This window comes from Pseudomonas sp. HPB0071, assembly GCF_000478505.2.
In the GTDB taxonomy this organism is placed as follows: Bacteria; Pseudomonadota; Gammaproteobacteria; order Pseudomonadales; family Pseudomonadaceae; genus Chryseomonas; species Chryseomonas luteola.
Genome location: NZ_KI517367.1, coordinates 3,213,216 through 3,237,764 on the forward strand (window position 1 = coordinate 3,213,216; position 24,549 = coordinate 3,237,764).

General features: G+C 56.3%; 23 protein-coding genes. 9 read left to right on the forward strand and 14 right to left on the reverse strand.

The window, feature by feature from the left end; all coding sequences use genetic code 11:
• Window positions 1-144: 144 nt before the first annotated feature.
• The gene (locus HMPREF1487_RS14990; RefSeq protein WP_010797517.1) at window positions 145-2,067 is read right to left on the reverse strand and encodes an AAA family ATPase; all 1,923 of its coding nucleotides are present in this window, start codon (window positions 2,065-2,067) and stop codon (window positions 145-147) included.
• A 432-nt stretch (window positions 2,068-2,499) separates the two neighbouring features.
• On the opposite strand from HMPREF1487_RS14990, the gene HMPREF1487_RS14995 reads away from it, so the two are divergent.
• From HMPREF1487_RS14995 to HMPREF1487_RS15015, 5 genes are all read left to right on the forward strand, one after another.
• Window positions 2,500-3,285 carry an SIR2 family NAD-dependent protein deacylase gene (locus HMPREF1487_RS14995; RefSeq protein ID WP_010797519.1) on the forward strand — a complete coding sequence of 262 codons (786 nt, stop codon included), beginning with the start codon at window positions 2,500-2,502 and terminating at the stop codon, window positions 3,283-3,285.
• Window positions 3,286-3,554: 269 nt separating this feature from the next.
• A complete protein-coding gene (locus HMPREF1487_RS15000; RefSeq protein ID WP_083603160.1) occupies window positions 3,555-4,184 on the forward strand; it encodes a helix-turn-helix transcriptional regulator in 630 nt (209 codons plus the stop codon).
• Between the two features lie 4 nt (window positions 4,185-4,188).
• On the forward strand, window positions 4,189-4,581 hold the full coding sequence (gene csgE, locus HMPREF1487_RS15005; RefSeq protein ID WP_010797521.1) for a curli production assembly/transport protein CsgE: 393 nt from the start codon (window positions 4,189-4,191) through the stop codon (window positions 4,579-4,581).
• Window positions 4,578-4,988, forward strand: a complete 411-nt coding sequence (locus HMPREF1487_RS15010; RefSeq protein ID WP_010797522.1) for a curli assembly protein CsgF — start codon at window positions 4,578-4,580, stop codon at window positions 4,986-4,988. Before csgE ends, HMPREF1487_RS15010 begins: the two co-directional genes overlap by 4 nt.
• Before the next feature lie 28 nt (window positions 4,989-5,016).
• Window positions 5,017-5,868: a CsgG/HfaB family protein gene (locus HMPREF1487_RS15015; protein ID WP_010797523.1), complete on the forward strand. Its 852-nt coding sequence runs from the start codon at window positions 5,017-5,019 to the stop codon at window positions 5,866-5,868.
• Between the two features lie 41 nt (window positions 5,869-5,909).
• Here HMPREF1487_RS15015 and HMPREF1487_RS15020 read toward each other — a convergent pair whose 3' ends face one another.
• The 4 genes from HMPREF1487_RS15020 to pobA form a co-directional block, all read right to left on the reverse strand.
• Complete coding sequence (locus HMPREF1487_RS15020; RefSeq protein WP_010797524.1) at window positions 5,910-6,983, reverse strand: glycoside hydrolase family 5 protein; 1,074 nt, start codon at window positions 6,981-6,983, stop codon at window positions 5,910-5,912.
• A gap of 484 nt (window positions 6,984-7,467) precedes the next feature.
• Window positions 7,468-8,265 (reverse strand): hypothetical protein, encoded by a 798-nt coding sequence (locus HMPREF1487_RS15025; protein ID WP_010797525.1) that lies wholly within the window; start codon window positions 8,263-8,265, stop codon window positions 7,468-7,470.
• A gap of 66 nt (window positions 8,266-8,331) precedes the next feature.
• Window positions 8,332-9,180 carry a carboxylating nicotinate-nucleotide diphosphorylase gene (gene nadC, locus HMPREF1487_RS15030; protein WP_010797526.1) on the reverse strand — a complete coding sequence of 283 codons (849 nt, stop codon included), beginning with the start codon at window positions 9,178-9,180 and terminating at the stop codon, window positions 8,332-8,334.
• Between the two features lie 98 nt (window positions 9,181-9,278).
• Window positions 9,279-10,463 (reverse strand): 4-hydroxybenzoate 3-monooxygenase, encoded by a 1,185-nt coding sequence (pobA, locus tag HMPREF1487_RS15035; protein WP_010797527.1) that lies wholly within the window; start codon window positions 10,461-10,463, stop codon window positions 9,279-9,281.
• 169 nt (window positions 10,464-10,632) lie between these two features.
• Here pobA and HMPREF1487_RS15040 point away from each other — a divergent pair, with 169 nt between their 5' ends.
• Together HMPREF1487_RS15040 and HMPREF1487_RS15045 are read left to right on the forward strand one after the other, a co-directional pair.
• Entirely contained in the window at window positions 10,633-11,529 is an 897-nt protein-coding gene (locus HMPREF1487_RS15040) for a helix-turn-helix domain-containing protein (RefSeq protein ID WP_010797528.1), read from the forward strand.
• A 45-nt stretch (window positions 11,530-11,574) separates the two neighbouring features.
• Window positions 11,575-12,432 carry a LysR family transcriptional regulator gene (locus HMPREF1487_RS15045; protein ID WP_010797529.1) on the forward strand — a complete coding sequence of 286 codons (858 nt, stop codon included), beginning with the start codon at window positions 11,575-11,577 and terminating at the stop codon, window positions 12,430-12,432.
• 40 nt (window positions 12,433-12,472) lie between these two features.
• On the opposite strand, the gene HMPREF1487_RS15050 is transcribed toward HMPREF1487_RS15045, so the two are convergent.
• Complete coding sequence (locus HMPREF1487_RS15050; RefSeq protein WP_010797530.1) at window positions 12,473-13,651, reverse strand: HPP family protein; 1,179 nt, start codon at window positions 13,649-13,651, stop codon at window positions 12,473-12,475.
• 142 nt (window positions 13,652-13,793) lie between these two features.
• Window positions 13,794-14,975 (reverse strand): NO-inducible flavohemoprotein, encoded by a 1,182-nt coding sequence (gene hmpA, locus HMPREF1487_RS15055; RefSeq protein ID WP_010797531.1) that lies wholly within the window; start codon window positions 14,973-14,975, stop codon window positions 13,794-13,796.
• Between the two features lie 142 nt (window positions 14,976-15,117).
• Between hmpA and norR the strand changes: the two genes are divergently transcribed.
• Together norR and HMPREF1487_RS15065 are read left to right on the forward strand one after the other, a co-directional pair.
• A complete protein-coding gene (gene norR, locus HMPREF1487_RS15060; protein ID WP_010797532.1) occupies window positions 15,118-16,668 on the forward strand; it encodes a nitric oxide reductase transcriptional regulator NorR in 1,551 nt (516 codons plus the stop codon).
• Between the two features lie 97 nt (window positions 16,669-16,765).
• Window positions 16,766-17,161 carry a hypothetical protein gene (locus HMPREF1487_RS15065; RefSeq protein ID WP_010797533.1) on the forward strand — a complete coding sequence of 132 codons (396 nt, stop codon included), beginning with the start codon at window positions 16,766-16,768 and terminating at the stop codon, window positions 17,159-17,161.
• Window positions 17,162-17,207: 46 nt separating this feature from the next.
• Here the strand turns inward: HMPREF1487_RS15065 and HMPREF1487_RS15070 are convergent, their stop codons facing one another.
• The 7 genes from HMPREF1487_RS15070 to HMPREF1487_RS15100 all read right to left on the reverse strand — a co-directional run bounded on the left by HMPREF1487_RS15070 (window position 17,208) and on the right by HMPREF1487_RS15100 (window position 24,242).
• A complete protein-coding gene (locus HMPREF1487_RS15070; protein WP_010797534.1) occupies window positions 17,208-18,323 on the reverse strand; it encodes a hybrid sensor histidine kinase/response regulator in 1,116 nt (371 codons plus the stop codon).
• Window positions 18,316-20,076, reverse strand: a complete 1,761-nt coding sequence (locus tag HMPREF1487_RS15075; protein ID WP_010797535.1) for an ATP-binding response regulator — start codon at window positions 20,074-20,076, stop codon at window positions 18,316-18,318. The genes HMPREF1487_RS15070 and HMPREF1487_RS15075 overlap by 8 nt, the downstream gene beginning before the upstream one ends.
• Window positions 20,069-21,055 (reverse strand): ATP-binding protein, encoded by a 987-nt coding sequence (locus HMPREF1487_RS15080; RefSeq protein ID WP_010797536.1) that lies wholly within the window; start codon window positions 21,053-21,055, stop codon window positions 20,069-20,071. The genes HMPREF1487_RS15075 and HMPREF1487_RS15080 overlap by 8 nt, the downstream gene beginning before the upstream one ends.
• On the reverse strand, window positions 21,046-21,444 hold the full coding sequence (locus tag HMPREF1487_RS15085; protein ID WP_010797537.1) for an anti-sigma regulatory factor: 399 nt from the start codon (window positions 21,442-21,444) through the stop codon (window positions 21,046-21,048). Before HMPREF1487_RS15085 ends, HMPREF1487_RS15080 begins: the two co-directional genes overlap by 10 nt.
• Window positions 21,404-21,826 (reverse strand): STAS domain-containing protein, encoded by a 423-nt coding sequence (locus HMPREF1487_RS15090; protein WP_010797538.1) that lies wholly within the window; start codon window positions 21,824-21,826, stop codon window positions 21,404-21,406. Before HMPREF1487_RS15090 ends, HMPREF1487_RS15085 begins: the two co-directional genes overlap by 41 nt.
• A 9-nt stretch (window positions 21,827-21,835) precedes the next feature.
• Window positions 21,836-22,675: an STAS domain-containing protein gene (locus HMPREF1487_RS15095; RefSeq protein ID WP_010797539.1), complete on the reverse strand. Its 840-nt coding sequence runs from the start codon at window positions 22,673-22,675 to the stop codon at window positions 21,836-21,838.
• A 277-nt stretch (window positions 22,676-22,952) separates the two neighbouring features.
• Window positions 22,953-24,242 carry an MFS transporter gene (locus tag HMPREF1487_RS15100; RefSeq protein WP_010797540.1) on the reverse strand — a complete coding sequence of 430 codons (1,290 nt, stop codon included), beginning with the start codon at window positions 24,240-24,242 and terminating at the stop codon, window positions 22,953-22,955.
• Window positions 24,243-24,549: the final 307 nt, after the last annotated feature.

Sequence of the window (24,549 nt, forward strand, 5' to 3'; positions counted from 1 at the left end):
TCCTTTGTTACTTTGTCAATTCAGACTATCGGCGAAAGGCAGACGGTTTTGCTTTCTACGGTAAGAAATTGCAGATTTTTCCCAATAAAAAAGCCCGCGGTGTTCACCACGGGCTTTGGGGGTCAGCAAGAGCTGCGGCGGAAATTAATCCAGCGTCCAACCGCTCATGGCTGCGTTCTGGGCACGCTCGGGATCGGCCTTGATGGCGCGATTGAGGGCCTTGACTGCCTCGCTACCGCCATGGGCAGCCAGAGCCTGCATGACATCCTCGCCCGGGATCGTCTCGTGCTCGAGCAGGCCTTGGGTAATGCTGTCCAAGGCCGGACGCAGGCGCTGCAACAGGGCCATGCATTGATCGTTCAGGCGATGTAAGAGCTCATCTGCGGCCTCGATGGACGTATTTGCATCGTATTCAATGCCGGCATCACGCAGTGCCTGAATGCTGATCAGCGAACCTTTCGGTCCCATACCCAATGAACCCACCATCGACAGGGCCAGCTTGGAGGCTTCCTGCAGGTCCTGGGCCGCGCCCGAAGATACTTCATGGAAGTAGATCTGTTCGGCACAGCGGCCGGCGAGCAGCATCTGGATACGAGCCTTGAGTTCAGACTCCAGATGCAGACGCTTGTCTTCTACCGGTGTTACCAGTGTCACACCCAAGGCCTGACCACGGGGCAGGATGGTCACCTTCTCGACACGCCCAGTGTTGAGCGCCGCTGCTACCAGGGCATGGCCGGCTTCGTGTACGGCAATACGGGTCCGCTCGGTATCGCTCAGCGGCGTGACAGCAGTAGGCTGCTCACCGATACGGCAGGTCTCGATCGCATCCACAAAGTGGCTCATGCTGACCTGAGTGCAGTTCTCACGTGCTGCCAGCAGCGCCGCATGGTTGGCAATGTAGGCAATGGCTGCAGGTGTCAGGCCAACGGTGTTACGGGAGAGGGCCTCGAAATCCAGGTCACCCTGCACCTGAATTTTCTTGGCGTACAGGCGGAACAGCTCGATACGGTCTTCCAGGGTTGGCAGACCGACCGCAATGGTCCGGTCGAAGCGGCCTTCACGCACCAGTGCCGGATCCAGCGAGTTGGCAAAGTTGGTCGCACCCAGGACAAGCACGCCGCTGGAACCATCGAAGCCATCCATCTCGGTCAGGAACTGGTTGATGATGCGGTTGGCTTCCGCGTCGCTTGAGCGGGACTGCTCGGCACGCTTGCCAATACCGTCGATCTCGTCGATGAAGATGATGCACGGTGCCTTCTTGCGCGCTGTACGGAACAGGGACTTCACTTTCTGAATGCCCACTCCGAAGAACATCGAGGAGAAATCACTGCCCGTCACCTGGATGAAATGCGCGTTGCATTCCGTAGCCAGTGCTTTGGCCAGCTGAGTTTTTCCTGTGCCCGGCTCACCAGTCAGCAAGACACCCTTTGGCGGGCGTGCGCCCAGTGCCGAGAAGGCGGCAGGGTTACGCAGGCAGGTAGTGATGTCCTCCAGTGCACGCTTGGCTTCATGGGCCCCAACGACATCCTCGAAGGAAACATTCGTTCCCTTGCGCTGGATCTTGAACGGGCTCATAGCGCGGAACGCCAGCGGTACGGCCAGCAGAAGCAGCAGCAGATAGGTGGGCAGGTTGGCCAACAGGCTTTCCATGACCGGACTGCGCTCAGCCGATTCGGCAAAAGTCGCAACCGGGAACAAGGTCTCGCCACGGTTCGAGTAGTCACGCAAAACCAGATCGCCGACCCGGCCAGAAGGATCGGCTACCGTGTAGTGAGCATTGGCCGTGGTAGTGATATACACCGCTTTTTCGCCAATCACAGCACCTGCAATGGCGTTGCTGCGCATGTCGTTGACCAGAACGGACAAGTCCTGCGGATGGTCTGTCCACGGTTGTGGTGCCGTGCGGACCGTATCAAGCATCGCTTGAACCGAGCCGGGGGCTGCTGTGCTGACAGTTGCCTGACTAGACGTCAGGCTCCAATAACCGATACTGCCAGCAATTACTGCAGCCAAGGCCAGCGCGGGAATAACAGTGAAACGATGCTTACTAAAAAAGGATTTCTTCATGGCGATTCCGGTGAGGCGAAACGTCAGCAAGAGAAAAATACTCTCGCTCGAAGGGAACTTCCGGATTATCGGCATGTAGCGCAGCGAGTGAACCCGCTCTTGTCGAAATACGATGAGTGGCGGCACCGTCGGTCGAGTTTGAAAACGATAAGGTATCTGTTGGTAAAAGAAAAATGAGAACTTTGAGCAATTGTGTAGCGTATTTACACAAGTGCTCTGGCATGCACTTCCCATTAAAAAGGTAGCGCCTGCCGCAAAAACTGGTTACGTTTCAACTGGCAAATTCATATTAATTGGCTACAACTGGATAAGCATTTCATATTCAGACAAGAACGTTTTATTCACCAATAGGACCTTTGGTGAAAAAAGACCGGAAAGGCCTCTTTATAAAAGCAGGATCGGCCCACTCATGGAAAGATTGGAACAGATGTTATGAGCCAAACCCCATCCTCTACGTCCCTGGCGATAGATGAAGCGCTGAAACACTGTATTCGCGATGCACAGCACGTGGTGTTCTTTACCGGTGCAGGCGTATCGGCCGAAAGCGGCATTCCCACCTTTCGAGATGCACAGACCGGACTCTGGGCAACATTCGATGCCACCGAACTGGCAACCCCCGAAGCCTTTGAGGCGGATCCGGCCCTCGTCTGGGGATGGTACGAATGGCGTCGTATGAAGGTGCTGAAGGCTCAGCCCAATCCGGCCCATCTTGCCATTGCCCGTCTGGCCCAGCACTTTCCACGCGCTACCGTCGTTACCCAGAATGTCGATGATCTGCACGAGCGTGCCGGGAGGGCCGATGTACTGCACCTGCATGGCAGCCTGCATCAGCCGCGCTGTTTTGCCTGCGGCACCGGCTATTCGTTCGAGCGTGAAATACCGGTTGAACCAGATCAAGGTCGTCGTGTCGAACCGCCACGCTGTTCCAGGTGTAATGGTTTTATAAGGCCGGGCGTCGTCTGGTTTGGCGAGTCGTTACCGGTACAGGCCTTGCAGCAGGCATTTGATGCGGCAGCCCAGTGTGATGTCCTATTTTCCGTCGGTACATCCGGTGTGGTCTACCCGGCCGCTCAGATGCCTCATATTGCGCGTGATGCCGATGCCGCGGTCGTTCATATCAATCCACAGCCGGTTTCAGGAGTACATTCCGATGACTGGACGTTGATTGGTGCAGCAGGTGATCTATTACCTAAGTTGGAAAGAGAAGTCTTTTCCTGATGTATCTCGTTACGTGAATACAGTCCTGTTTCATAAAGTGTTCACGTTGGTTCTTGAGAATTCTGTTGTTTCAATCCAGCCTGCTGAATATTCAACCGTCATCAGGGAGTGATGCCAAAAGAATCTCAATATATCGCTGTGTTTAATTTCTCATTTGTTTGAGGCGAAATGGTTTCAGGGGCTTTTTTGTTTGTGATCGCAAGATCGTTGGATAGCCTACCGACATTAAGAATAACCGAGGCTTAAAGTTGAGTTCAGCAGACGCCATTATGGCAACAGGCCGCCCGCCACTTACCGTCAAACTACTGACCAAGAATCAGTTGTTGGGGCAGTTATTCCAGCACTTTCTCAATCAGCAGACGGAATTCGAGTTATGCGTGGGGGACTTCAATGGATTGGAAAAGGCCAAGGCATCTCTCTGGCTGCTTGATGTCGGTAGTGTCGCATTCGAGCAGTGCTCGGCTGTGCTGGATCAGTTGATTGGTCAGGCACCGGTTGCGCTGGTCAATACCTCGGATGAGCAGGCGCAGCAGCTCATCGAAAAGCATCCCGAGATCAAGGGAATCTTCTACACCCATACCTCCCGAGAGCTTTTGTTCAATGGCATACAGGCCCTGCTGATGGGACGGGACTGGTTGCCACGTGATGTCATGGAGCGTCTGATCGAGCGCTATCGGCGGATGCAGACACTGGAAGAGGAGGCGGTGGACCTGACCGGGCGCGAGCGTGAGATCCTGAGCCTGGTTGGCAAGGGTTATTCAAACGCGGAGATTGCCCATCAGCTCTGCCTGAGTACACACACCATCAAGAGCCATATTCATAACCTGCTTCGCAAGATTGGCGCCTCCAATCGTGCAGAGGCCGCGCTGAAGTTCTACGAAAAGAGTAAAGGACATTAACGCAATGAAGCGCTGGGGCGTCGGACTGCTGGGGATGATGATGCTGTTGTCGGCACAGGCTGCCGATGATGAGGAGAATATCCAGGGCTTTATCGTCGACAACACGATCTCCCGCTTCGGTCACGACTTTTATCGCTATTTCAGCGATCGGTTGGTCGATACCAGCCAACTGGATTTCAACTTGGTAGTACGCGAGAGGCCTTCTGCGCGTTGGGGAAGTTTGGTCTGGGTGGAGCATGACCAGCGAGTGGTTTACCGGCAGTTCATCCAACCTAATGTCGCAGAGCTCAAAGGCACAGCCTACGCAGCGGCGGACATGGTCAAGGACACAGTCGCTAAACAAAAACTGGAAAATCTTTTATATGACACCTTCGACATGGACAGAGACGAGCTATGAAGAATAAGAACGTACATTCAGCAACGATGCTAGGGCTGCTATTGCTAGGTTCCGTCTCGTCGCTCCAGGCCACTGAACTGGTCTATACCCCCAAGAACCCCGCCTTTGGTGGTAGTCCGTTAAACGGTTCGTACCTGCTTGGTAACGCGCAGGCGCAGAATGACTATGATGATCCTAATGCCAAAAAGGCAACTACTTTATCGGCATTGGAGCGCTTTACTAACCAACTGCAATCTAGCTTGCTCTCTGACGTTCTTGCTAAGGCTCGAAAGGGAGAAGCAGGTAGCCTTCAAACTGACGATTTTATTGTCAATATGCTCAAAGATGAGACTGGACAGTTGGTCATTCATATTACCGACCGAGCAACCGGCGAAATATCCGAGATCGTAACCGGAACGACTTACTAAGCGGCACGCTAAACCAGGAATAGCCATTATGAAACGACTCATGATGTCGTCAGCGTTGCTGTGCGCGATGCTGATGCAGGGATGTTCTGTGCGTGACCCCATGCCCGCCGAACAAAATGCCCAACCTACACTGACCCCACGGGCTTCCACCTATTACGATCTGCTGAATCTGCCGGCGCCGCGAGGCAAGCTTGTTGCGGCCGTCTATGGGTTCCGTGACCAGACCGGCCAGTACAAGCCCAGCCCGGCCAGCTCGTTCTCTACCGCCGTCACCCAGGGTGGCGCCAGCATGTTGGTCGATGCACTCCAGGCCAGCGGCTGGTTCGTGGTGCTGGAGCGTGAGGGTTTGCAGAACATTCTGACCGAGCGCAAGATCATCCGGGCGACTCAGAGCAAGCCCAACACGCCACAAAACATTCAGCAGCCGCTCCCTTCACTGCAGGCAGCCAACATCTTGCTGGAGGGTGGCATCGTTGCCTACGATACCAATATTCGCAGCGGCGGCGAAGGCGCTCGCTACCTGGGAATCGGTGCGTCCCAGGAATACCGGGTCGATCAGGTGACGGTCAATCTGCGCGCCATCGATGTACGTGGCGGACAGGTATTGGCGAACGTGATGACATCCAAGACCATCTTCTCGATTGGTCGCTCGGCGGATGTCTACAAGTTCGTCGAGTTCAAGAAGCTACTAGAGGCAGAGTCTGGCTATACCACCAACGAGCCGGCTCAGCTTTGTGTACTGTCGGCTATCGAAGCGGCTGTCGCGCATCTGATTGCCCAGGGGATCGAGCGTAAATTGTGGGTCGCCTCCGATGTTCATGCGCTGGATGATAATGAAGTCCTGAGCAAGTACGTGACCTCGAAAACGATGCCCAAGTAAGCCAATGGGGCCTCAAGCAGGCCCCATTTCCATAGGTCCGATCAATTCGGGCCTATTTGTATGCACTGACTAGGTGTGCTCAGGTATTTCTTGAGCGTCGGCCATTGCGGGCGTTCCTGTCCATTCACGGGCTCAACCGCCAGGTTGTAGTTACCCCAGCCAGGACCTGCCGCCCAATAGGTTGCCGGGATACAGTTCTGTCTGAGATAGGCCAACATGTTGTCCATCAGTACCAGCCAGCGAGGATCATTGTCCGGGACGCCAAACTCGCCGATATAACCCTTCTTGCCATGCTTTTTCAGCCACTCTACGAAAGGCTTCACACGCGCCACACCATACATGGGGTCCAGTGTGCTGACGTCCACGGTCTCGTAGGTGCCACCGGAGTTGTTATCGAAATAGGTGTGCGCCGAGAAAATCAGATTGTCGGACGGGTCTTTCAGATTGAGCAGCGAATCGTTCCATTGCGCCCAGCGGGTTGCCTCCGCCCAACCATTGCCTTCGACAATAATGGGTTTGACCTTGTCCACCGTACGCACGCCATTGATGCCATGCTGTGCTGCGGTCGGCCAGTAATCGAGCGCACCGTTGGGTTCATTCATGATGTCGTAGGCGTAGAGGGCAGGGTGCTTGGCCCAACGAAAGGCGATGCGGTACATCACGTCGTGGTAGGCCGCATACGGCACGTTCTTTGTACCGATCAGCTCACCGCGATAACGCGCATAGTTATGCAGGTCCAGAATGACGCGCACATTGTATTTCTGTGCATAGTTCATGGTCTGCTGGATCAGCCCTACATAGTCTGGATCGAGCATGTTGTAGAGCTTGGGCTGTAGGCGCTCCCAGATAATAGGGAAGCGAATCAGGCGAACGCCTCTCTCGCTCCAATCCTTGAAATGGGTTTCCGTAGGGAAAATGTAGTTGCGGTTGTTGAGGCCGGGTAGAACATGGGCCGCAAACCCAGCGCCCGACATGTTCAAGCCAACCAGACCGACGCTTAAATCATCCGCTTGGGCTGTAGCGGATAGCGTAGCCACAGAAGCAGAGAGCAGCAGCCCCTGTACTGCACCACGAAAGAGGCGTCTGAGTCGTGCGATGGATTCAAAGCGGTTCATGAAAGTTTCCCCAATATTGAATAAATCAATTACCAGCTGCTGTGTTGCGCTGGATAAGCCGTGACAGTCGTTTAAGCGCCGAGGTGATTTCTGAGGCGCATGCTGTCGTTGTGCTTGGCGTATCGACGGCTTAGCGTTTGGCTTGAGGAACGAAATGGCAGTGAAAGGGCCGTCATAGAGCGGCGATTAGTCGCAATAATGGCTATTTGGAATGATTGATTCAGGGCTGTCAAAAATATGGCGAAAGCGCTTATAAAAATAATTGGCGCGGCTAAGTGACAATGAGTCAACGATTAACCGGAGCTATGAATGATGTTCGGGACAGATATTTTCGTGAACGAAAAACGCACAGGAAGCGCGAGGCGGACCAGCGAAGAGGATTTGAAGCGTTAACAGCTAAAGTTCTAAAGTGTGAGCTTGATCAATATATCGGTGGCCTCTGCCGCTGCTGCAGAAGCCACCGATTCCAAGGGCATTCCAGACGTTAATGTACGGATTGGGCGCCCACCTTGCTGAGCACTGCAAGGGTCTGCTTGAGCGCGACGAAGGCAGCGTTAGTATTCTCATCCGTACTCAACAGGCCGTCGAACAGGCTGGCAATCAGCACGTTATCCCGCTGCGTAAAGGTTTCGATAATGGCCGTTGCGTTCACCTTGGCAGCCGTACCGGTTGCCTGGATATGCTCAACCAGCAGCGAGGCAAGCAGGGCAACATAGCGGGCTGCCAGAGGGTAGGCCTTGAGAAACACACTGTAGGGCGCGTCAAGCAGGCTTGGAGAGAACCCTTTGGCGAGACCACGTTGAGCCGTAGCGGCTGCCAGGTGAATGGCTGCATCACGGTCCTGAATAACGGCAGGATTATCCTGCAGCGCCTTGCTCATATGGGTAATAAGTGTGTTGAGAAATACCTTGCGGTTGGCCAGGTATTCGTCTTCGATATCCAGCAGGTTCTTGTGGATGTATGCCAATTGCCGGGCTTCTTCTTCGCCTTCGGCGGCAATCGTCGCGTTAAAGGCTCGCGTCAACGGCGCGGCGAGGATGCTGGGTTTGCGTCCTTCCAGCTCGGCCTGAAGAATTGGCCCGCTGGAATCTGAAAAGAAGATGCGATCCTTGTACTGCTTGAACAATCCGTTGCGGGCCGTTACCCATTGCTCGGGTTGAAAGAGCTGTACGGCCGTGCTGTCGGAAATGATGACACGGTTCTTGGGACGCGCGGACAGGTAGACTTCCAGCTGTGGGCTGGTGAAGGCGCTGCTATCGATGACAAGGTAGCGATGGCTCACAAAGGTTCCTTGATAAAGCCTGCGGGCCAGCGAACCGGCTTGCAGTGAACAACAGGAGGCATATGATCAAAGCGCCAGGCGCATGGAAAGATCCAGTGCCTTGACGTCTTTGGTCAGCGTGCCTATTGAAATATAGTCGACACCGGTTTCGGCGATTGGGCGAATGGTCGTGTCATTGATGCCGCCCGACGCCTCCAGCCTGGTGCGGCCCGCATTGATTCTTACGGCCTCGCGCATATCCTCAAGCGAGAAATTGTCGAGCATGACGATTTCAGCGCCTGTGGCCAGGACCTGCTCCAACTCAGCGAGGTTCTCAACCTCTACTTCAACCGGTTTGCCGGGGGCGATACGACGCGCCGTCTCTACAGCCTGGGCAATACCGCCACAGGCCGCAATATGGTTTTCCTTGATAAGAAAGGCATCGTACAGACCAATGCGGTGATTATGACAGCCACCACAGGTAACGGCATACTTTTGTGCCAGCCGCAGGCCGGGTAGGGTCTTGCGCGTATCCAGCAGGCGGACCTGAGTACCGCTGACCAAGTCTGCGTAGTAACTGCAGCGAGTCGCTGTGCCTGACAGCAGTTGCAGGAAGTTGAGCGCTGTTCGCTCGCCCGTCAGCAGGGAGCGGGCGGGGCCTGACAGGGTAAAAAGAATTTTGTCAGCCATGACCCGTTCCCCGTCCCGAACCTGCCATTCAACCTTTACGGTGGAATCGATCTGGCGGAACACCTCATCGACCCAGGCGGTGCCGCAGAGGGTGGCGTCTTCGCGGGTAATGACAGTGGCCCTGGCGGTGCGGTCGGCAGGGATGAGCTGGGCGGTGATGTCGCCGGTTCCTACATCTTCAGCCAGCGCAGTGCGGACGTTGGCCTGAATTTCTTGAGGTAATTGTTCTAGGTAGGTGCTGGGCATAGACAGTCCTGGCGTGCAGCGTAAAACGCAGCCGAGTGGATGCGCTTTACGGGCGTGGGTCAAGACGGCCAGATTACCAGAGCTTGGCTGCCGTCGCCTTATTCGATGGGTTCATAAGGCAGACCGACATAGTTTTCGGCAATGGTTTTTCTACCGGCCTCAGAACCCAGGAAATAATCCAGCTCGGTCTGCTGGATGCGGTGGCCAAAGTCATCCGTATCAGGAAAGCGATGGAGCAGGGAAGTCATCCACCAGGAAAAACGCTCGGCTTTCCAGACGCGGCGCAAACAGACCTCCGAATAGCGTTGTAGGAGATCCGTACGGGCGTCGTGATAGACCTTGGTCAAAATCCGGTACAGGGTGCAGACATCGCTGGCCGCCAGGTTCAGCCCCTTGGCCCCTGTGGGTGGAACGATATGCGCCGCATCGCCGACAAGGAAGAGATGACCATACTGCATGGGCTCGACCACAAAGCTGCGCAGAGGCGCGATGCTTTTCTCGATAGAGGGGCCGGTAACAAGTCTGGCAGCGGTTTCGGCCGGCAGGCGCTGTTTGAGTTCATCCCAAAAGCGTTCGTCGGACCAGTCCTCGACCTTCTCGTCAGCGGAAACCTGCACGTAATAGCGGGTACGCGTCTTGGAGCGCATGCTGCATAGGGCAAAGCCGCGCTCATGGTTGGCATAGATCAGCTCTTCGTTCACCGGTGGGGTGTCGGCCAGGACGCCCAGCCAGCCGAAGGGATACACCCGTTCGAACGTCTTGAGCGCGTCTGCCGGAATCGACTGGCGCGAGATGCCATGATAGCCATCGCACCCGGCGATATGGTCACAGTCCAGGCGTACGGTTTCGCCATTCTTTTCAAAGGTCACATAGGGCTTTTCGCCTTTCAGCTCGTGAAGCTGTACGTTGCTGGCTTCGTAGACACTAAGCGCACCACTGGCCTTACGTGCTTCCATCAGATCTCGGGTGACTTCGGTCTGGCCGTAGATCATGACCGTCTTGCCACCGGAAAGCGTCTTGAGGTCGATGCGCTCTTGGCGACCCTCGAACGCCAGCTCGAATCCATCGTGGACCAAGCCTTCCCGATCCATACGCTCGCTGACGCCAGCCTCGCGCAAGAGGTCGACCATGCCCTGTTCGAGGACGCCAGCACGAATGCGGCCTAGCACGTAATCAGGACTCTGACGTTCGAGGATAACGGTGTCGATGCCAGCGTTGTGCAGCAGCTGACCCAGGAGAAGGCCGGATGGACCGGCGCCGATGATGGCGACTTGTGTCTTCATTGTTATGGTCTCTCGCTTATTGTGTCGTCACGTCCGGCGAAGGGGTGGCCAGCGTGCGTTCTTATCTGCGTCGCCTGTATTTTTGGTTGATCATTGCCGGGCGAGAAGGCACTTTACGTAGGAAGTTCTGGACTTTTATAAACACCCTTGCATAAGAATGAGGTCCACCATGAAACCGCCCGTGCCGAATATTCCGGTGTTCATGCTCTATGGCGACCCATTGGAATGGCCTACACCGGACCTGCTGCACTGCGAGTCCATTCCCAAGCGCAGCAGCCTGCACGATTGGGAGATTCAGTTGCACCGGCATGCTGATCTGGTGCAACTGCTCTATGTGCGAAAGGGATGGGCCGAGCTTAATGTGGATGGGCAGCAGACCCGGATCGATGATGCCGCCATCCAGGTGGTGCCTGCCTTTTGCATCCACGGATTTCGGTTCTCGGAGGACATCGACGGTTTTATTCTTACCCTGGCGATGCCCCTGGTTTCCCGGCTGCAGGAGCATCTGGGCGGGCAGACCCAGACCTTCAGCCAGCCTGCGCTTTATCAGGTCGGACGAGAGCGGCGTTACATCCACACGCTGTTTGCCGCGATCAATAATGAGTACAGCTCCTCGGCGCCGGCGCGGGACCTGCTCCTGCAATCACTGGTTGGGGTGTTGGCGGTATGGTTGGGGCGGCAGGTGATGGTGCGCGACGCCCAGGAGCGGCCCGAGCGGGGTCAGTCCTACCTGACTGCGTTTTCCCAGCTGGTAGAGGCGAATTACAGCAATCACTGGCCTATCGAGGCCTATGCCAAGGCGTTGGGTATCACACCGGCCTATCTCAATGGGCTTTGCAGGCGGCTGCGCGGACAGACCTCACTGGGCGTCATCCATCAACGGCTGTTGCTTGAGGCCAAGCGAAACCTGATCTACACGGGCCTTACGGTCAACCAGATTGCGGATCTGCTGGGCTTTTCCGAACCGGCGTATTTCACGCGGTTCTTCAAGCGGCTGGCCGGGGTGTCGCCCTCAGTGTTCCGCCAGGAGTCCTCCTCGCGCGAAGCAGAACTGCATACAGCCTGAGTTCATGGCTACACTGACGGCTCGCTTATCGATAATCGGATACCCATGGATCTTGAACTGGCCCGTACCTTTCTTGAAATTGCCCGGACTGGAAGCTTTCTGGCTGCGGCGGAACGGCTGCATGTGACGCAAACCGCGGTCACGGCGCGGGTACAGAATCTGGAAGCACAGCTTCAGTGCCGGCTGTTCGTACGTAACCGGGCGGGTGCCAGGCTGACGGCAGATGGTCAGGTGTTTGCCGGATATGCCAGTCAGCTGGTACAGACATGGGACGCTGCGCGGCGTGACCTGCCGCTGCCGGAGGGGTTTCGCAATCTGCTCACGGTAGGCGGGGAGGTCAGCCTGAGCAATCCATTGATCCTCAATTGGGTAAAGCGTTTGCGGGAGGCATTGCCTGGCTACGCGGTACGGGCTGAGATTGCCGACAGCAGTCGTCTGCAACAGCAGGTAGAGCAAGGCGTGTTGGATGCGGCACTGGTCTATCAGCCGGAATACTGGCCAGGAATGCAGGTCGAGCAGGTACTGGAGGAAAAGTTGATTCAGGTCTGCTCGGTAGCTCAACCTGAGCCCTACATCTACATTGATTGGGGCGAGGCCTTTCGCAAGCAGCACGACGCAGCCATGCCCGAAAAGGCGAAAGCGGCGCTTTCTTTCAGTCTGGGGCCTCTGGCCTTGCAGTACCTTGTACAGAATGGAGGTGCAGGATATTTCAGGACGCGCGTCGTCCAGAGCTATCTGGATAACGGCATTCTGCAGCGGGTAGAACGAGCACCAGAATTCACCTATCCCACGTATCTGGTGTACTCACGGGACAAGGAAACGCCCGTGCTTCAGGATGCGATCCAGTTGCTGCGAGACGTGATCGGTGAGGACGCAGACTGGTCCCAGCGTTGGGAGGGATGATCCCAGGAGGGCGCATGGTTAAGGCCATGCGCCCTCTGAATCAGGCGGCGCTTTCCTCGGAGGTGCGCTGATTGGCCGCCTCACGGTGAGTAAGTACGTTCTTCAACCAGCGTTGGTAGAGCGCAGCGATCAGGTCGGTCTGGCTGATGATGCCGACCAGGTTGCCCGGCTCATCCAGGACAGGCAGGTAATGCAGGCCCTTGTCTGAAAGCAGTGACACCAGCTCCACGATATGGGTGGTATCCCGCACACATTGCACATGGCGTGTCATAAAGCGCTCAAGCGGGATATCGCCTGGATTACCCTGCGCGTTCGGCGAGCCCGGCTCGATGGCCTTGAACAGGTCGGCCAGGGTCACGATGCCCACCAGATGCTTTGCCTCATCAAGAATCGGCAGCGCTTTCAGGTGATGAGATTCCAGCAGGTTCCAGGCATCCTGTAACCGCGTGTCAGGATGGGCGATCTGTAGGTCCCGCGACATGATCTGAGCGGCGGTGATGGCGCCCATGCTACGACTCAAGGCGTGGCGCTCGGTCTGACGGACCAGGGACTCAAGGTCGTCTCGAGTGATGTCGACAACGCCACCAAACTCCTTCATGGCAAGCTCAAGATCTGCCGTCGTAAAGCCCGCACGCTGCGAAGGAAGCGGGTCTCGTGTGTTATGCGGATTGACAGCGGGCGCCGGAGCCTTTGGGTAAGGCAGGCGAGTCAGGTTGTTGTAGATCAGGGCGCCTGCCAGAACGATTAGCGAACAGAGCGCCACCGGCAGCATGATGTACAGACCGATTTGTTGAAAAGCCGGCCCGCCCAGGCTGACTGCCACGACCACTGCGATGCCCGGTGGATGGAGGCAACGCAGGCTGAACATGGTCACGATGGTCAGCGCCATCGCCACCGCGGCGGCCAGCAGGGTATGGTCGATCCACTGGCCAACCAGTGCACCAATTCCAGCAGCCACTACGTTGCCGCCGATAATCGACCAGGGTTGCGCCAGAGGACTGGACGAGACAGCAAACAGCAGCAGGGCTGATGCACCGATAGGGGCTGCAATTCGCAGCGCAATCTCGAGTCCGTAGAAGTGAGTACACGCCAGAACGCTGGCTACCATGCCCAGGCAGGCGCCAAGCGTGGCACGGACCAGTTCACGGGGCGGGGCTTTGACGGCAACAGGTTTGAAACGCTTGAACCAGGGCAGCAAGGAACGCAGTCTTTTTTTCACGATTATTAGAGGCTTTTATAGGCACGCAGGTAATAGCCTCTTTATCCTAGCGAGCCTCCTGGGATCGATCTAATAAATAATAATGAGCCTTTTATTCAATAAAAGTGAATTAAAAGGCGGGCCTTGAGACCCGCCTCTTTACTCAAGCTTCCAACGATGCTGCTGGCCCAAAGAATTCATAATGACTTTGCGCTTCAGGTACACCCAGCGCTTTCAGCTCACGCTTGATCAGGGCCATGAAGGGCTTTGGACCCAGGAAGTAGGCATCCAGGTCACGATTCTCGGGTAGCCACTGCTCCAGTAGTGCATGTGTTAAAAGTCCGTTTGCATCGCCCTGATCCTCGGGACGCGGATGGCTGTAGCAGAAGTAGCAGCGTAGCTGAGGATGCTTTGCCTTCTGCGCTTCGAGCCACGGGCGGAAGGCTTGGACGCCTGCATCGCGGGCGCAGTGGATAAAGGTAATGGGACGACGGGTTTCGAGTGCCGCTTCCAACATGGTGAGTGCCGGAGTGATGCCGACACCAGCGGTAATGAAGACCAGAGGCTTGTCAGATGGCCTGAGCGTAAACTCGCCTGCCGGTGGGAAAAGCTCAAGACGATCCCCTTCGTTTACCTGGTCGTGCAGGTAATTGGAAACACGGCCATCGGCCTCGCGCTTAACGCTGATGCGGTATTCGCGACCGTTGGCGCGTGCCGATAACGAGTAATTACGGCGTACCTCTTCACCCTCCAGATTCAGGCGCATGCCAATGTATTGGCCCGGTTGAAAGTCCAGCAGGGCACCGCCGTCCTCGGGTACCAGGTAAAAGGACGTGATCTCGTCACTCTCAGCCACCTTGCGGGCAACACGAAACCAGCGACCGCCACGCCAGCCGCCGGGGGCTGCCTCATGAGTGGCGTACAGATCTTCCTCGGCGCCAATCAGGATATCGGCCAGCTGACCGTAGGCTGCGGCCCAGGCATCGATCACTTCGTCAGTAGCGATTTCCTGGCCCAATACCTCGCGAATAGCCCGCAGCAGGCAGGTCCCTACGATGGGATAATGTTCCGGCAGAATCTGCAAGGCGACATGCTTGTTGACGATCTGAGCCACCAGCGGGCCGAGTGCCTCCAGTTGGTCGATATGACGGGCATACATGAGTACGCCATTGGCCAGGGCACGAGGCTGGGCGCCACTGGCCTGATGCGCTTGGTTGAACAAGGGGCGGACCTGCGGGTACTCGTTGAGCATCATCTTGTAGAAGTGAGTCGTCAGCACCTCACCTCCGGTTTCCAGCAGCGGAACGGTGGACTTGATGATTGTGCGTTGTTGAGCGGTTAACATGGTTCAGCTCCTGCGTTGGCTTTACCTGAGTAATACACGAGGCATGCCAATAGCAAGGGCTTTTAAAATCAATAGGTTATCTAGATTCGAGTCATTTTGACTGCTTAATGTGTTTGTCAAAATGACTCTATGAGAGGTCATAATGACCACGGCTCCGTTGTTGTCTGCACTGATTCCCCTGGTCGCCGACCTGTCCCGAGAGCTGCCGGAGCAAGAGCGCTATCGCAAATTATTGCTGGCACTTCGGGAGTTGCTGCCCTGCGATGCCGTTGCCTTGCTCAGGCTGGATGGCGATCAACTGATACCACTAGCCGTACAGGGGCTCAGCCCTGATACGTTAGGGCGACGCTTTCGCATCAGTGAGCACCCGCGGCTCAAGGTGCTGATCGAACATCGAGGGCCGACCCGCTTTGCAGCAGACTGCGACTTGCCCGATCCCTATGACGGTCTGGTTGAGGGCCATGAAGCTCTTGAGGTCCATGACTGCCTGGGCTGCCCGCTGTATGTGCAGGATCAGGTCTGGGGATTGCTGACACTCGATGCCCTGGACGAAGCGCGTTTCGGCACTGTGGATCTGGACATGCTGCAAGCCTTTGCCAGTCTGGCTTCGGCCACCGTAACAGCAGCCGAGCGGATCAATGCTTTGACGCGACGCGTGGCCGATGAAAGCCAGTTGGCTGAACTCTACAAGCAGGCAGCAGGGCAGGTGCGAACCCGTGAGCTGATCGGGCAGAGTGCTGCACACAAGCAGCTCCTGCAGCAGATCGCTCTCGTAGGGGATAGCGCCCTGACCGTATTGGTGACGGGAGAGACCGGTGTTGGCAAGGAGCTGGTGGCCGAAGCCATTCACGCGCAGTCTGCCCGTGCACGCCGGCCCTTGATCAGCATCAATTGTGCGGCGCTGCCGGAAACCCTGGTCGAAAGCGAGTTGTTCGGGCATGTGCGTGGCGCCTTTTCCGGAGCGATCAGCGAGCGCAGCGGCAAGTTCGATCTGGCCAATGGCGGGACGCTGTTTCTGGATGAAGTGGGTGAAATGCCTTTGGCGGCTCAAGCCAAATTGCTCCGGGTTCTACAGAGTGGTCAGCTACAGCGGGTAGGCTCGGATCGTGAGCATCATGTTGATGTTCGGGTCATTGCGGCCACCAACCGCGATCTGGCCGAAGAGGTAAAAGCTGGCCGTTTCAGGGCAGATCTCTACCATCGTTTGAGTGTGTACCCGCTGAAGGTGCCCGCCTTGCGCGAGCGTGGACGTGATGTACTGCTGCTGGCCGGCTACTTTCTTGAGGAGAACAGGGCGCGATTAGGATTGCGTAGCCTGCGCCTGAGTCCTGAGGCGCAGAAGTCATTATTGACCTATGACTGGCCTGGGAATGTGCGCGAGCTGGAGCACCTGATCAGTCGCGCCGCACTCAAGGCGCTGTCGAGCCACGGCGAGCGGCCCCGTATCCTGAGTATCGACAGCCGCTCGCTGGATCTGCCCACTGCAGTACCCATTGCAGACATAACGCCTGCTGTTGAAAGGCCCGACCTGCCTGTTAGTCTTCCCTTGCGCGAAGCGGTAGATACCTATCAGAAGCAATTGATTGAAACATCGCTCGAGCGGCATCACCATCGGTGGGCGGATGTAGCCCGAGAACTGGCCGTTGACCGTGCCAACCTGAGCCGCCTGGCCAAGCGATTGGGGATCAAGTGATGTAGCTAACCTGATCCAGATCAGGTTTTGGGTTCAAGCGCCGCTGCACCATGGGTATCCGGAGCGGTCCAATAGTGCATCGAGCAGGAGAAAGGATATGACGCAGCGACTCGAATATCTCAGCCGCGAGCAGATAAAAGCTATCGCGGCATTGGCAACCTGTACCCAACTTACCCATGACGGGTTTGGTACCGGGCTAGGGGGAGGCTTGGGATTGGGAGGCGAATCCGCCACAGGCTCACTGATCGGTGAAACACTGGCCGAACAGCGCTTGCGGGAGGCGATATCCGGTCTTACCCACGAACAACTGGTTGAGCTGCTGGCGCTGGTTTATGCCGGTCAGGACTGGAGTGCCGCGCGGGCACTGGAAGAATATGCAGCATCCAAGCAGTCGCTACAGGACCTGTGCTCGGAGTTTCTTATCGACAAATGCATTGAGCACAGTCCCTATTTGCATGAGCATCTTGAGCGAGCTTTGGACGTGATCGCCTGATGCTACGGAGCCCACCGGCAGGGCTCCTTGAGAGGCAGGGCGGCAATCAGGTGGGGGGTACCGTAGAGGGAAGGTGGACTTCCACCACGACGTGGTCGTCAATATTTTTGAATTCGGCATGGCCGCCAAAGCTTTCACACAGCGCTTTAACGATGGGAAGGCCCAATCCCCAGCCGCGATCATCGCTGCGGGTGGAAATGAAATAAGGCGTTGCCAGGTTGACCAATACCTCGTCAGGCATCCGGCCCTGGTTGCGAACGCACAAGACAATACGCTCGGCAGACATCATCTGGCTGACGTCGATCCGCGTATCAGGCGTGCCATGCTTGGCGGCATTGATGACCAGATTGTCGACGATGCGCAGCAAGGCGTGCTTGTCCCAATAGACGTGCTGTTCAGGTGACTCAAGGGTGAGCGTGATCTCGTTCTGTACTTGAATCCGCAGGTTACTAATCGCCTCGCCAAGCAGCGTACCAAGGCTCAGCTTTTCACCGTGCAGTTTGACCCCACCGCCCAGGCTGGTATGGGAAATATCCAACACGTTGGTGATCATCTGATTCATGCGCTGCAGGTTTTCCTCGAGCAGCTTCAGCATGTCATCGGTGCGTCGGGCAGGTGTGCGACGCATAAGGCTGGCTACCATGGTCGCGGCGGTCAGCGGGGAGCGAAGGTCATGGTTCAGCGAACGCATGAAGCGCTCCAGCATGATCTTTTCGGCCTCCAGGTTTTCACTGCGGGCAATGGCGACGTTGCGCTGGTTTTCGATGCTCGCCAGACGAGTGCTCGATTTGAGCAAGGACGAAATGGTAGCCAGGACTTCGTCCCGGTTGATCGGGTGGGTCAGGTAGGCCTGGGCGCCCTGGTTGAGTCCCATAGCCTTGTCCTTGCCGCTGACGAACGTGGCCGAGATATTGATAATGGCCGGCATCTTGTTCTGATCCAGCTTCTTTTCAATGGCCTGGATCAGTTCGAAGCCGCTCATGTCCGGCAGGTTGATATCAATGATCACCAGGCTGGTCTGATCGTTGATCAGCTCGAGGCCAGCACTACCGCTTCCGGCCTCGAGAATATCGAAGTCAGGCTGGGACAGCAGAATCTTCCGCAGCACATAACGGTTCGCATCCGTATCATCAATGATGACGATGCGCTTACGGTCACTCATTTCTCAAGCTCCTGGACAAACTCTGTACCTGACAGAGCAACTGCTCAAGATACCCAGGTTGGGATTTTTGCAGAATGGCATGGCAATAGGGTCTGAGGCGGGCCAGCTCTTCATCGTTCAGAGCCTTGGCTGTGTTGACCAGGACGCGACGGTGCATGGACCAGTCCATGCTCTCCAGCAGCTCTTCACCGCTGATATCCGGCAGATCGAGGTCAAGGAAGATGATATCTGGTCGCACGGCATTGAGCTTGTCCATGCTGGCCTTGGCGCTATCAGCCTCGATCATGATCGGGGCATAGCTTTCCAGGGCGCGGGTAACGATATAGCGATCGGCTTCGCTGTCGTCGATCAGCAGAATCGTCATGCCGGAGAGGGCGTTCTGCTCGAGTGTGGAGGCGTTTTCCTCCAGCGCTATCGGGATGCGCAGGTAGAACTTGCTGCCCACGCCCTCCTGGCTGGTCAGATCAATTTCGCCTTTGAGCAGGGTGGCCACCTTCTGCGCCAGGGACAAGCCCAGCCCCGTCCCTTCAATGTTCTTCCGGCCCGGTGATTTGATCCGGTAGAACTCGTCGAATACCTTTTTCTGGTTTTCTTCGGAAATGCCGATTCCGGTGTCGGCCACCATGAATTCGATCTGCTGGTCGTCCGGACGGAAACAGCGAATCGTCACGCTACCCTTGGGCGTGTACTTGAAAGCATTGGAAATCAGGTTGCGCAGGATCTGGAACAGACGCTCCCGGTCCGTATTCAGAATGACGTCTTCCGGCAGGCGGTCGAGCCGGTAGCTGACATTCTCGTAGCGGAACGAAAGCGCGGCGGCAAAGGCTTCGATTCGCTCCAGAAGTTCATTCAGGCTGAACGGTTCAGCCATGACTTTCATTCGACCGGACTGCACTTCAGCCAGATCCAGTAGCTCATTGACCAAGGTTGAGAGTTCGGCAGCAGCATCACTGATGAATTTGACCTGACGGTACTGTTCTCCATTCAGTGGTCCGTCCTGACCGGAGATCAGGAGCTTCGAGATGTTCTCGATAATGTTGATCGGCGTCCGGAACTCATGGGTCATGTTGGAGAAGAAGCGACTCTTAGCTTCGCTGGCATCCTGCAGCTCCTGAGCGGTCTTTTCCAGCTCGGAGTACAGGGCCACAACCCCCTTGTTGGTTTCCTCCAGTTCCTTGTTGGTGTCCTCCAGTTCCTGCTGCTTGGCGCGCAGTTCCGAGGTGGTCACCAGCAGGTCTTCGCTCTGGAGCTGCATTTCCTTGTAAGGGTCCAGCGCACTCTTGTCGGTGAGCTGATGCAGCAGCCGACTCAGCTCCGCCTCGCTGGGAAAGGGCTTGGGTACGGACAGGTATTTGGCGGCGCGGATGCGGGTACCGCTCGAAGAGGTGTCAATCTGGAAATCATCCATCAGGCGCTGGGCGCCCCGCAGACCTACACCCATACCGGTCTGAGAGACGTAGCTGCCATTAAGGATATCGTCCAGATTCTGGATGCCTGCACCGTTGTCCTGCGCTTCAAATCGCAGGCCGTTCAGGCGCCCTTCGGCAGTGGTCATCATGTAAAAGCTGAATCGACCCTGTTTGGCGTACTGGTAGATATTGCGTGCCAACTCAGAAACCGTGGTGGCAACGCGAATCTGGTCGAGCCTGGGTAGCCCAATCCAATCGGCAAGCTGCTTGGCACGTTGGCGACACCAGACGATGTCCTGTTCGCTTTCGATGCGCAGGCTAGAAATCAGGCGGTCATTAGACATGACGTACTACCAGCGCCGTGGCGTCATCCGTTGAGCGCTTGAAATCACGATGAATCAGGGCGGCGATAATGGCGGGATGCTTGCCTAGCAGGCCGGTATACCCTGCAAGGTTGACCCGGGAATTGATACCATCTGAATTCATGACCAGCACGGTAGATTCATCCCAGGGATAGGAAAAGGATTGTACGCGGCCTATCTTGTAGCCAACAGTACCGTTGGCCGAGACCATGCTTCGCGGCCGATCTGCCATCAGGGTGCCGGCAATGTTGCCAACACCACAGAAATTGACGGTGCCTTGTTCCGGTAGAATTTCAGCAAAGGCCAGGGCTGCACCACGTGTACTTGTCAGGGCACGGTGCATGCGCTCCATCAGCTCGGTCAGGGGAAGGCCGGTGGGATGGTTGAGAAATATATCCCGAGCCTTGGCACTGGCTTCTCTGGCCTGTGTGCCATGCCCAAGCCCGTCACACACCATAATCCGGTTGTTCAGCACGGCCCAGCTGTCGCCACAAACTTCCTCCCGCGGATGCGGGGTGCACAACACACCCTCTTCAAACCGCTTGCCTGGAGGCGAGGGCACCAGTTGCGTTCGGGAAAATACAATAGTGCCCTTACCCGGCTGCGAGTAGATATCGAAGCGATCAGACATACGCCGGATCGCCCCCAGTCCAGCCCCCATCGTACCCTTGGTGGAATAGTTGTCGCTCAGGCACTGCGCCACGTTGACCATGCCTGGACCGCTATCCACCGCGATCAGGTCCAGCTCATGATTATTATGGCTCAGGTACAACTCGCCTTCGCCGGCATGGTTGACTAGATTGCGTGCCAGCTCCTGGACAACAAGGGTCAGCTTGCCCAGCACTTCTTCGTCATCGGTCAGTTCGCGGGCATGGCGGATGACCGCCCGGCGCGCAGCATCCACGTGGGCAACATCGGAAACCGAGAATGTCTGGCTGCAATACAATGGGGTCAACGCCACTTCCACAACTCCACACGTGTACCCTGCCCGGGTGCACTTTCGATTGCAAATTCATCCACCAGCCGCTTGGCACCGCTCAGGCCCAGGCCCAGACCATTACCTGAAGTATAGCCGTCCACCATGGCCTTGCTGATGTCATCGATTCCCTTACCCTGGTCGGTGATGACCAGGTGAACGGCGCTGCGGCCGTTACGCATCGTATCCTCGATCACGCATTCGCCACCGCCGCCGTAGATCAGAGCATTACGGGCAATCTCGCTTGCGGCCGTAACGATCTTGGTCTGTGAGACAAGCCCCAGCTTGGCTGTTTCGGCAGATTGGCGTACACGCTGCCGGATGAGGACGATGTCAGTCTCCTGCTTCAGCGGAAGTATGTCTTTCTTCGCCACGCTCTAGCTCCAGGAGTTCATCATCCGCGACCATCTGTTCCAGACGGGCCATCCCTTTTTCTACATTCAGTGCAGTGGCAATGCCGTCGAGTGACAGGCCTAATTCGACGAGCGTGATTGCGACGGCAGGTTGCATGCCCACGACGATGACCTTGGCGTCAAGGATGCGAGAGACATTGGCAATGTGGGACAGCATGCGGCCAATGAACGAATCGACGATCTCCAGGGAAGAGATATCGATCAGCACGCCCTTGGCTCGGTGCTTGACGATTTGATTGGTCAAATCTTCCTGCAGGTCCAGGGCCAGTTGGTCGTGCATGTCGACCTGGATGGACAAGAGCAGGTATTTGCCCATTTTGAGAATAGGGATCTTGTCTACCATGGCGGCTCCTTAGCGTGCCGTAGCAGAAACGAGACGAACGTTGAGCTCTTTCAGAGCCATCTGGAATGCATCGGCCAGCGAGGCTTTGGTCACGACGTCACCCAGCTCTACGCCCAGATGGACGATGGTGGCGGCGATTTGCGGACGAATACCGCTGATGATGCACTTGGCGCCCATCAGCTTGGCGGCAGTTACTGTCTTGAGCAGATGCTGGGCGACCATGGTGTCCACAGTAGGCACGCCGGTAATATCGATAATGGCAAGGTCGGACTCGGTCTGGACGATCTTTTCCAGCAGGGCTTCCATCACGATCTGGGTACGGTTGCTGTCGAGCGAGCCGATCAGAGGGATGGCCAGGATGCCTTTCCAGAGTTCAACGACAGGGGTCGACAGCTCCAGCATGCTTTCCTGCTGTTCGCGAATAATCGCCTCCCGGCTTTCCATGTGGCTTTCAACACAGTACAGGCCGAGCTTGTCCAGTAATTTGCTGGCAATCCATACCACTTCTACGGGATTGGCGCACTGCGCTTGAATCCGTGCAAAAAGAGGCTCTTTCAGCGAGAAGACAAAAGTTGCCGTTTCAGACGGTGAGAATCCCTGCCGGCTCTGGCTGCGAGACAGACGATCCAGCATGGCTTTGACCGGGGTCCATTGGTCATGATGAAGATCATCCAGGCCTTCGGCAGCCGCAACGGTCAATAGCTTGAGCATTTCTCTGGAGTTGCTCTTGACCGTTTCTTCATCAATCAGATCGGTACGAATACCTGCTGAACGTTGCGCAGTGATCCATTCCTCTAACAACTCGCGTTCATGCTGTTGTAAAAGCTCGGCAATAACAGATGCAGGCATTGCTTATCCTCGTAAGAAGAGCGAGGTCGCCAGACGCGTACCTCATGGACATCAGATTCAACCTGAGTGTCCATCATGCAGTATTTTGCGGGCTGGCATGATGGAATCGTGGCGTCGGGTCATTGATGCTGAATAATCAGCCTTTTAATGTGGCCTTCGACCCGCGATTCAAGGGATGGTGCACACACTGAATCAAAGAATTTCAGCGGCAGACAAGCGGAGGGTAGCGCGTGCAGGGCATGAAGCGGTATGGCGTTTCATGCCCTGCCAGGGAGAGTTACTGCGAGCTCAGTGCCTGCTGACCCGCGCCCTGCAGATCCTTGCGGCGGAACAGAACCAACGTAGCCGTCAGGCCAAGTACGGCCGCCAACGTCAGCCAGATGCCCGGTGCGGCACGGTTATCCAGGGTATGGATCAGCCAGGTACAGATGACCGGGGTGAAGCCGCCAAAGGTTGCGGTGGCCAAGCTGTAGGCCAACGAAAAGCCTGTAGTTCGTACGTCCGCCGGCATGACCTCGGCCAGGGCCACGACCATCGCACCGTTATAACTACCATATAGGAAGGACAGCCACAGCTCGACTAGCAGCAGGCGGGTAAACGAGGGCTCGTTCGTTAACCAGATCAGCGCAGGGTAGGCGGTAAAGATAGCCAGAACCGTTGCTGCGATCAGCAAGGGGCGACGTCCGATCCGATCCGATAGCGAACCCATCACAGGTAACCAGATGAAGTTCGAAACTCCTACGCACATGGTGACCAGCAAACTGTCAATGTCGCTCAGGTGCAGTTCGGTCTTGCCAAAGGTCGGGGTATAGGCGGTGATCAGGTAGAAGGATGCTGTGGTCATCGAGACCATGGCCATCCCGGCGATGATCAGACCGAAGTTGCTGCCAATGGAGCGGATTACTTCGCCCAGAGTCGGACGGTGGTGGCGCGCCTGGAACTCGGGCGACTCCTCCAGCGAACGGCGAATGATGAACAGCACGGGTACGATCAGGCAGCCAATCAGGAAGGGAATACGCCAGCCCCAGTCACCCATGTCTTCTGGAGACAGCAAACGATTGAGCATGACGCCCAGCAGGCCGGCAAAGACCACTGCTACCTGTTGGCTGGCTGACTGCCAGCTGACAAAGAAGCCGCGGCGGCCGGGCGTTGCAATCTCGGCCAGATAAACGGATACACCACCCAGTTCGACACCCGCCGAGAAACCCTGCAGAAGACGGCCCAGCAAGACGAGGATGGGCGCAAGCACGCCCAGCGTGGCATAGCCGGGCACCAATGCAATCAGCAAGGTTCCGGTGGCCATCAGGGCCAATGTGATGACCAATCCCTTGCGACGGCCATGACGGTCGATATAAGCCCCTAGAAAGATGGCGCCTAGAGGACGCATTAGAAAGCCCGCTCCGAAAGTTGCCAGGGACAGCATGAGCGAGGCGAGGGGGTTGTCGCCGGGGAAGAAGGTTTTGGCAATGGCGGTGGCATAGAAGCCATACACCATGAAATCGTACATTTCCAGGAAGTTGCCGCTGACAACCCGGAAGATGGCTTTGCCTTTAGAGTTGTTCGCCATGGGTACACACTCGATGTTGGAATAATCGGCCCTGACGTATCTGGTTACAAATATCAGGCTCTTTTGAATCACGTACTTGTAACCATATGTGTAATTGCTACCTTACGGCAAGGCTTGTCAGCATGCGCATTTCCAGTTATGGGTGTCTGGCATCACTATTTTGGAAAAGCAAGAGGGGCAGGCTCTGGCTCGAAACGCCAGACGGACGTGGGTCCGCCTTTCAGCAAGCTTTGGCGCTTACAAAATCGCTTGGTCGACAGCTGGTTTGTGCCCCATCAGTTTCGCTTTTGCAAAATGTGACCGTTTG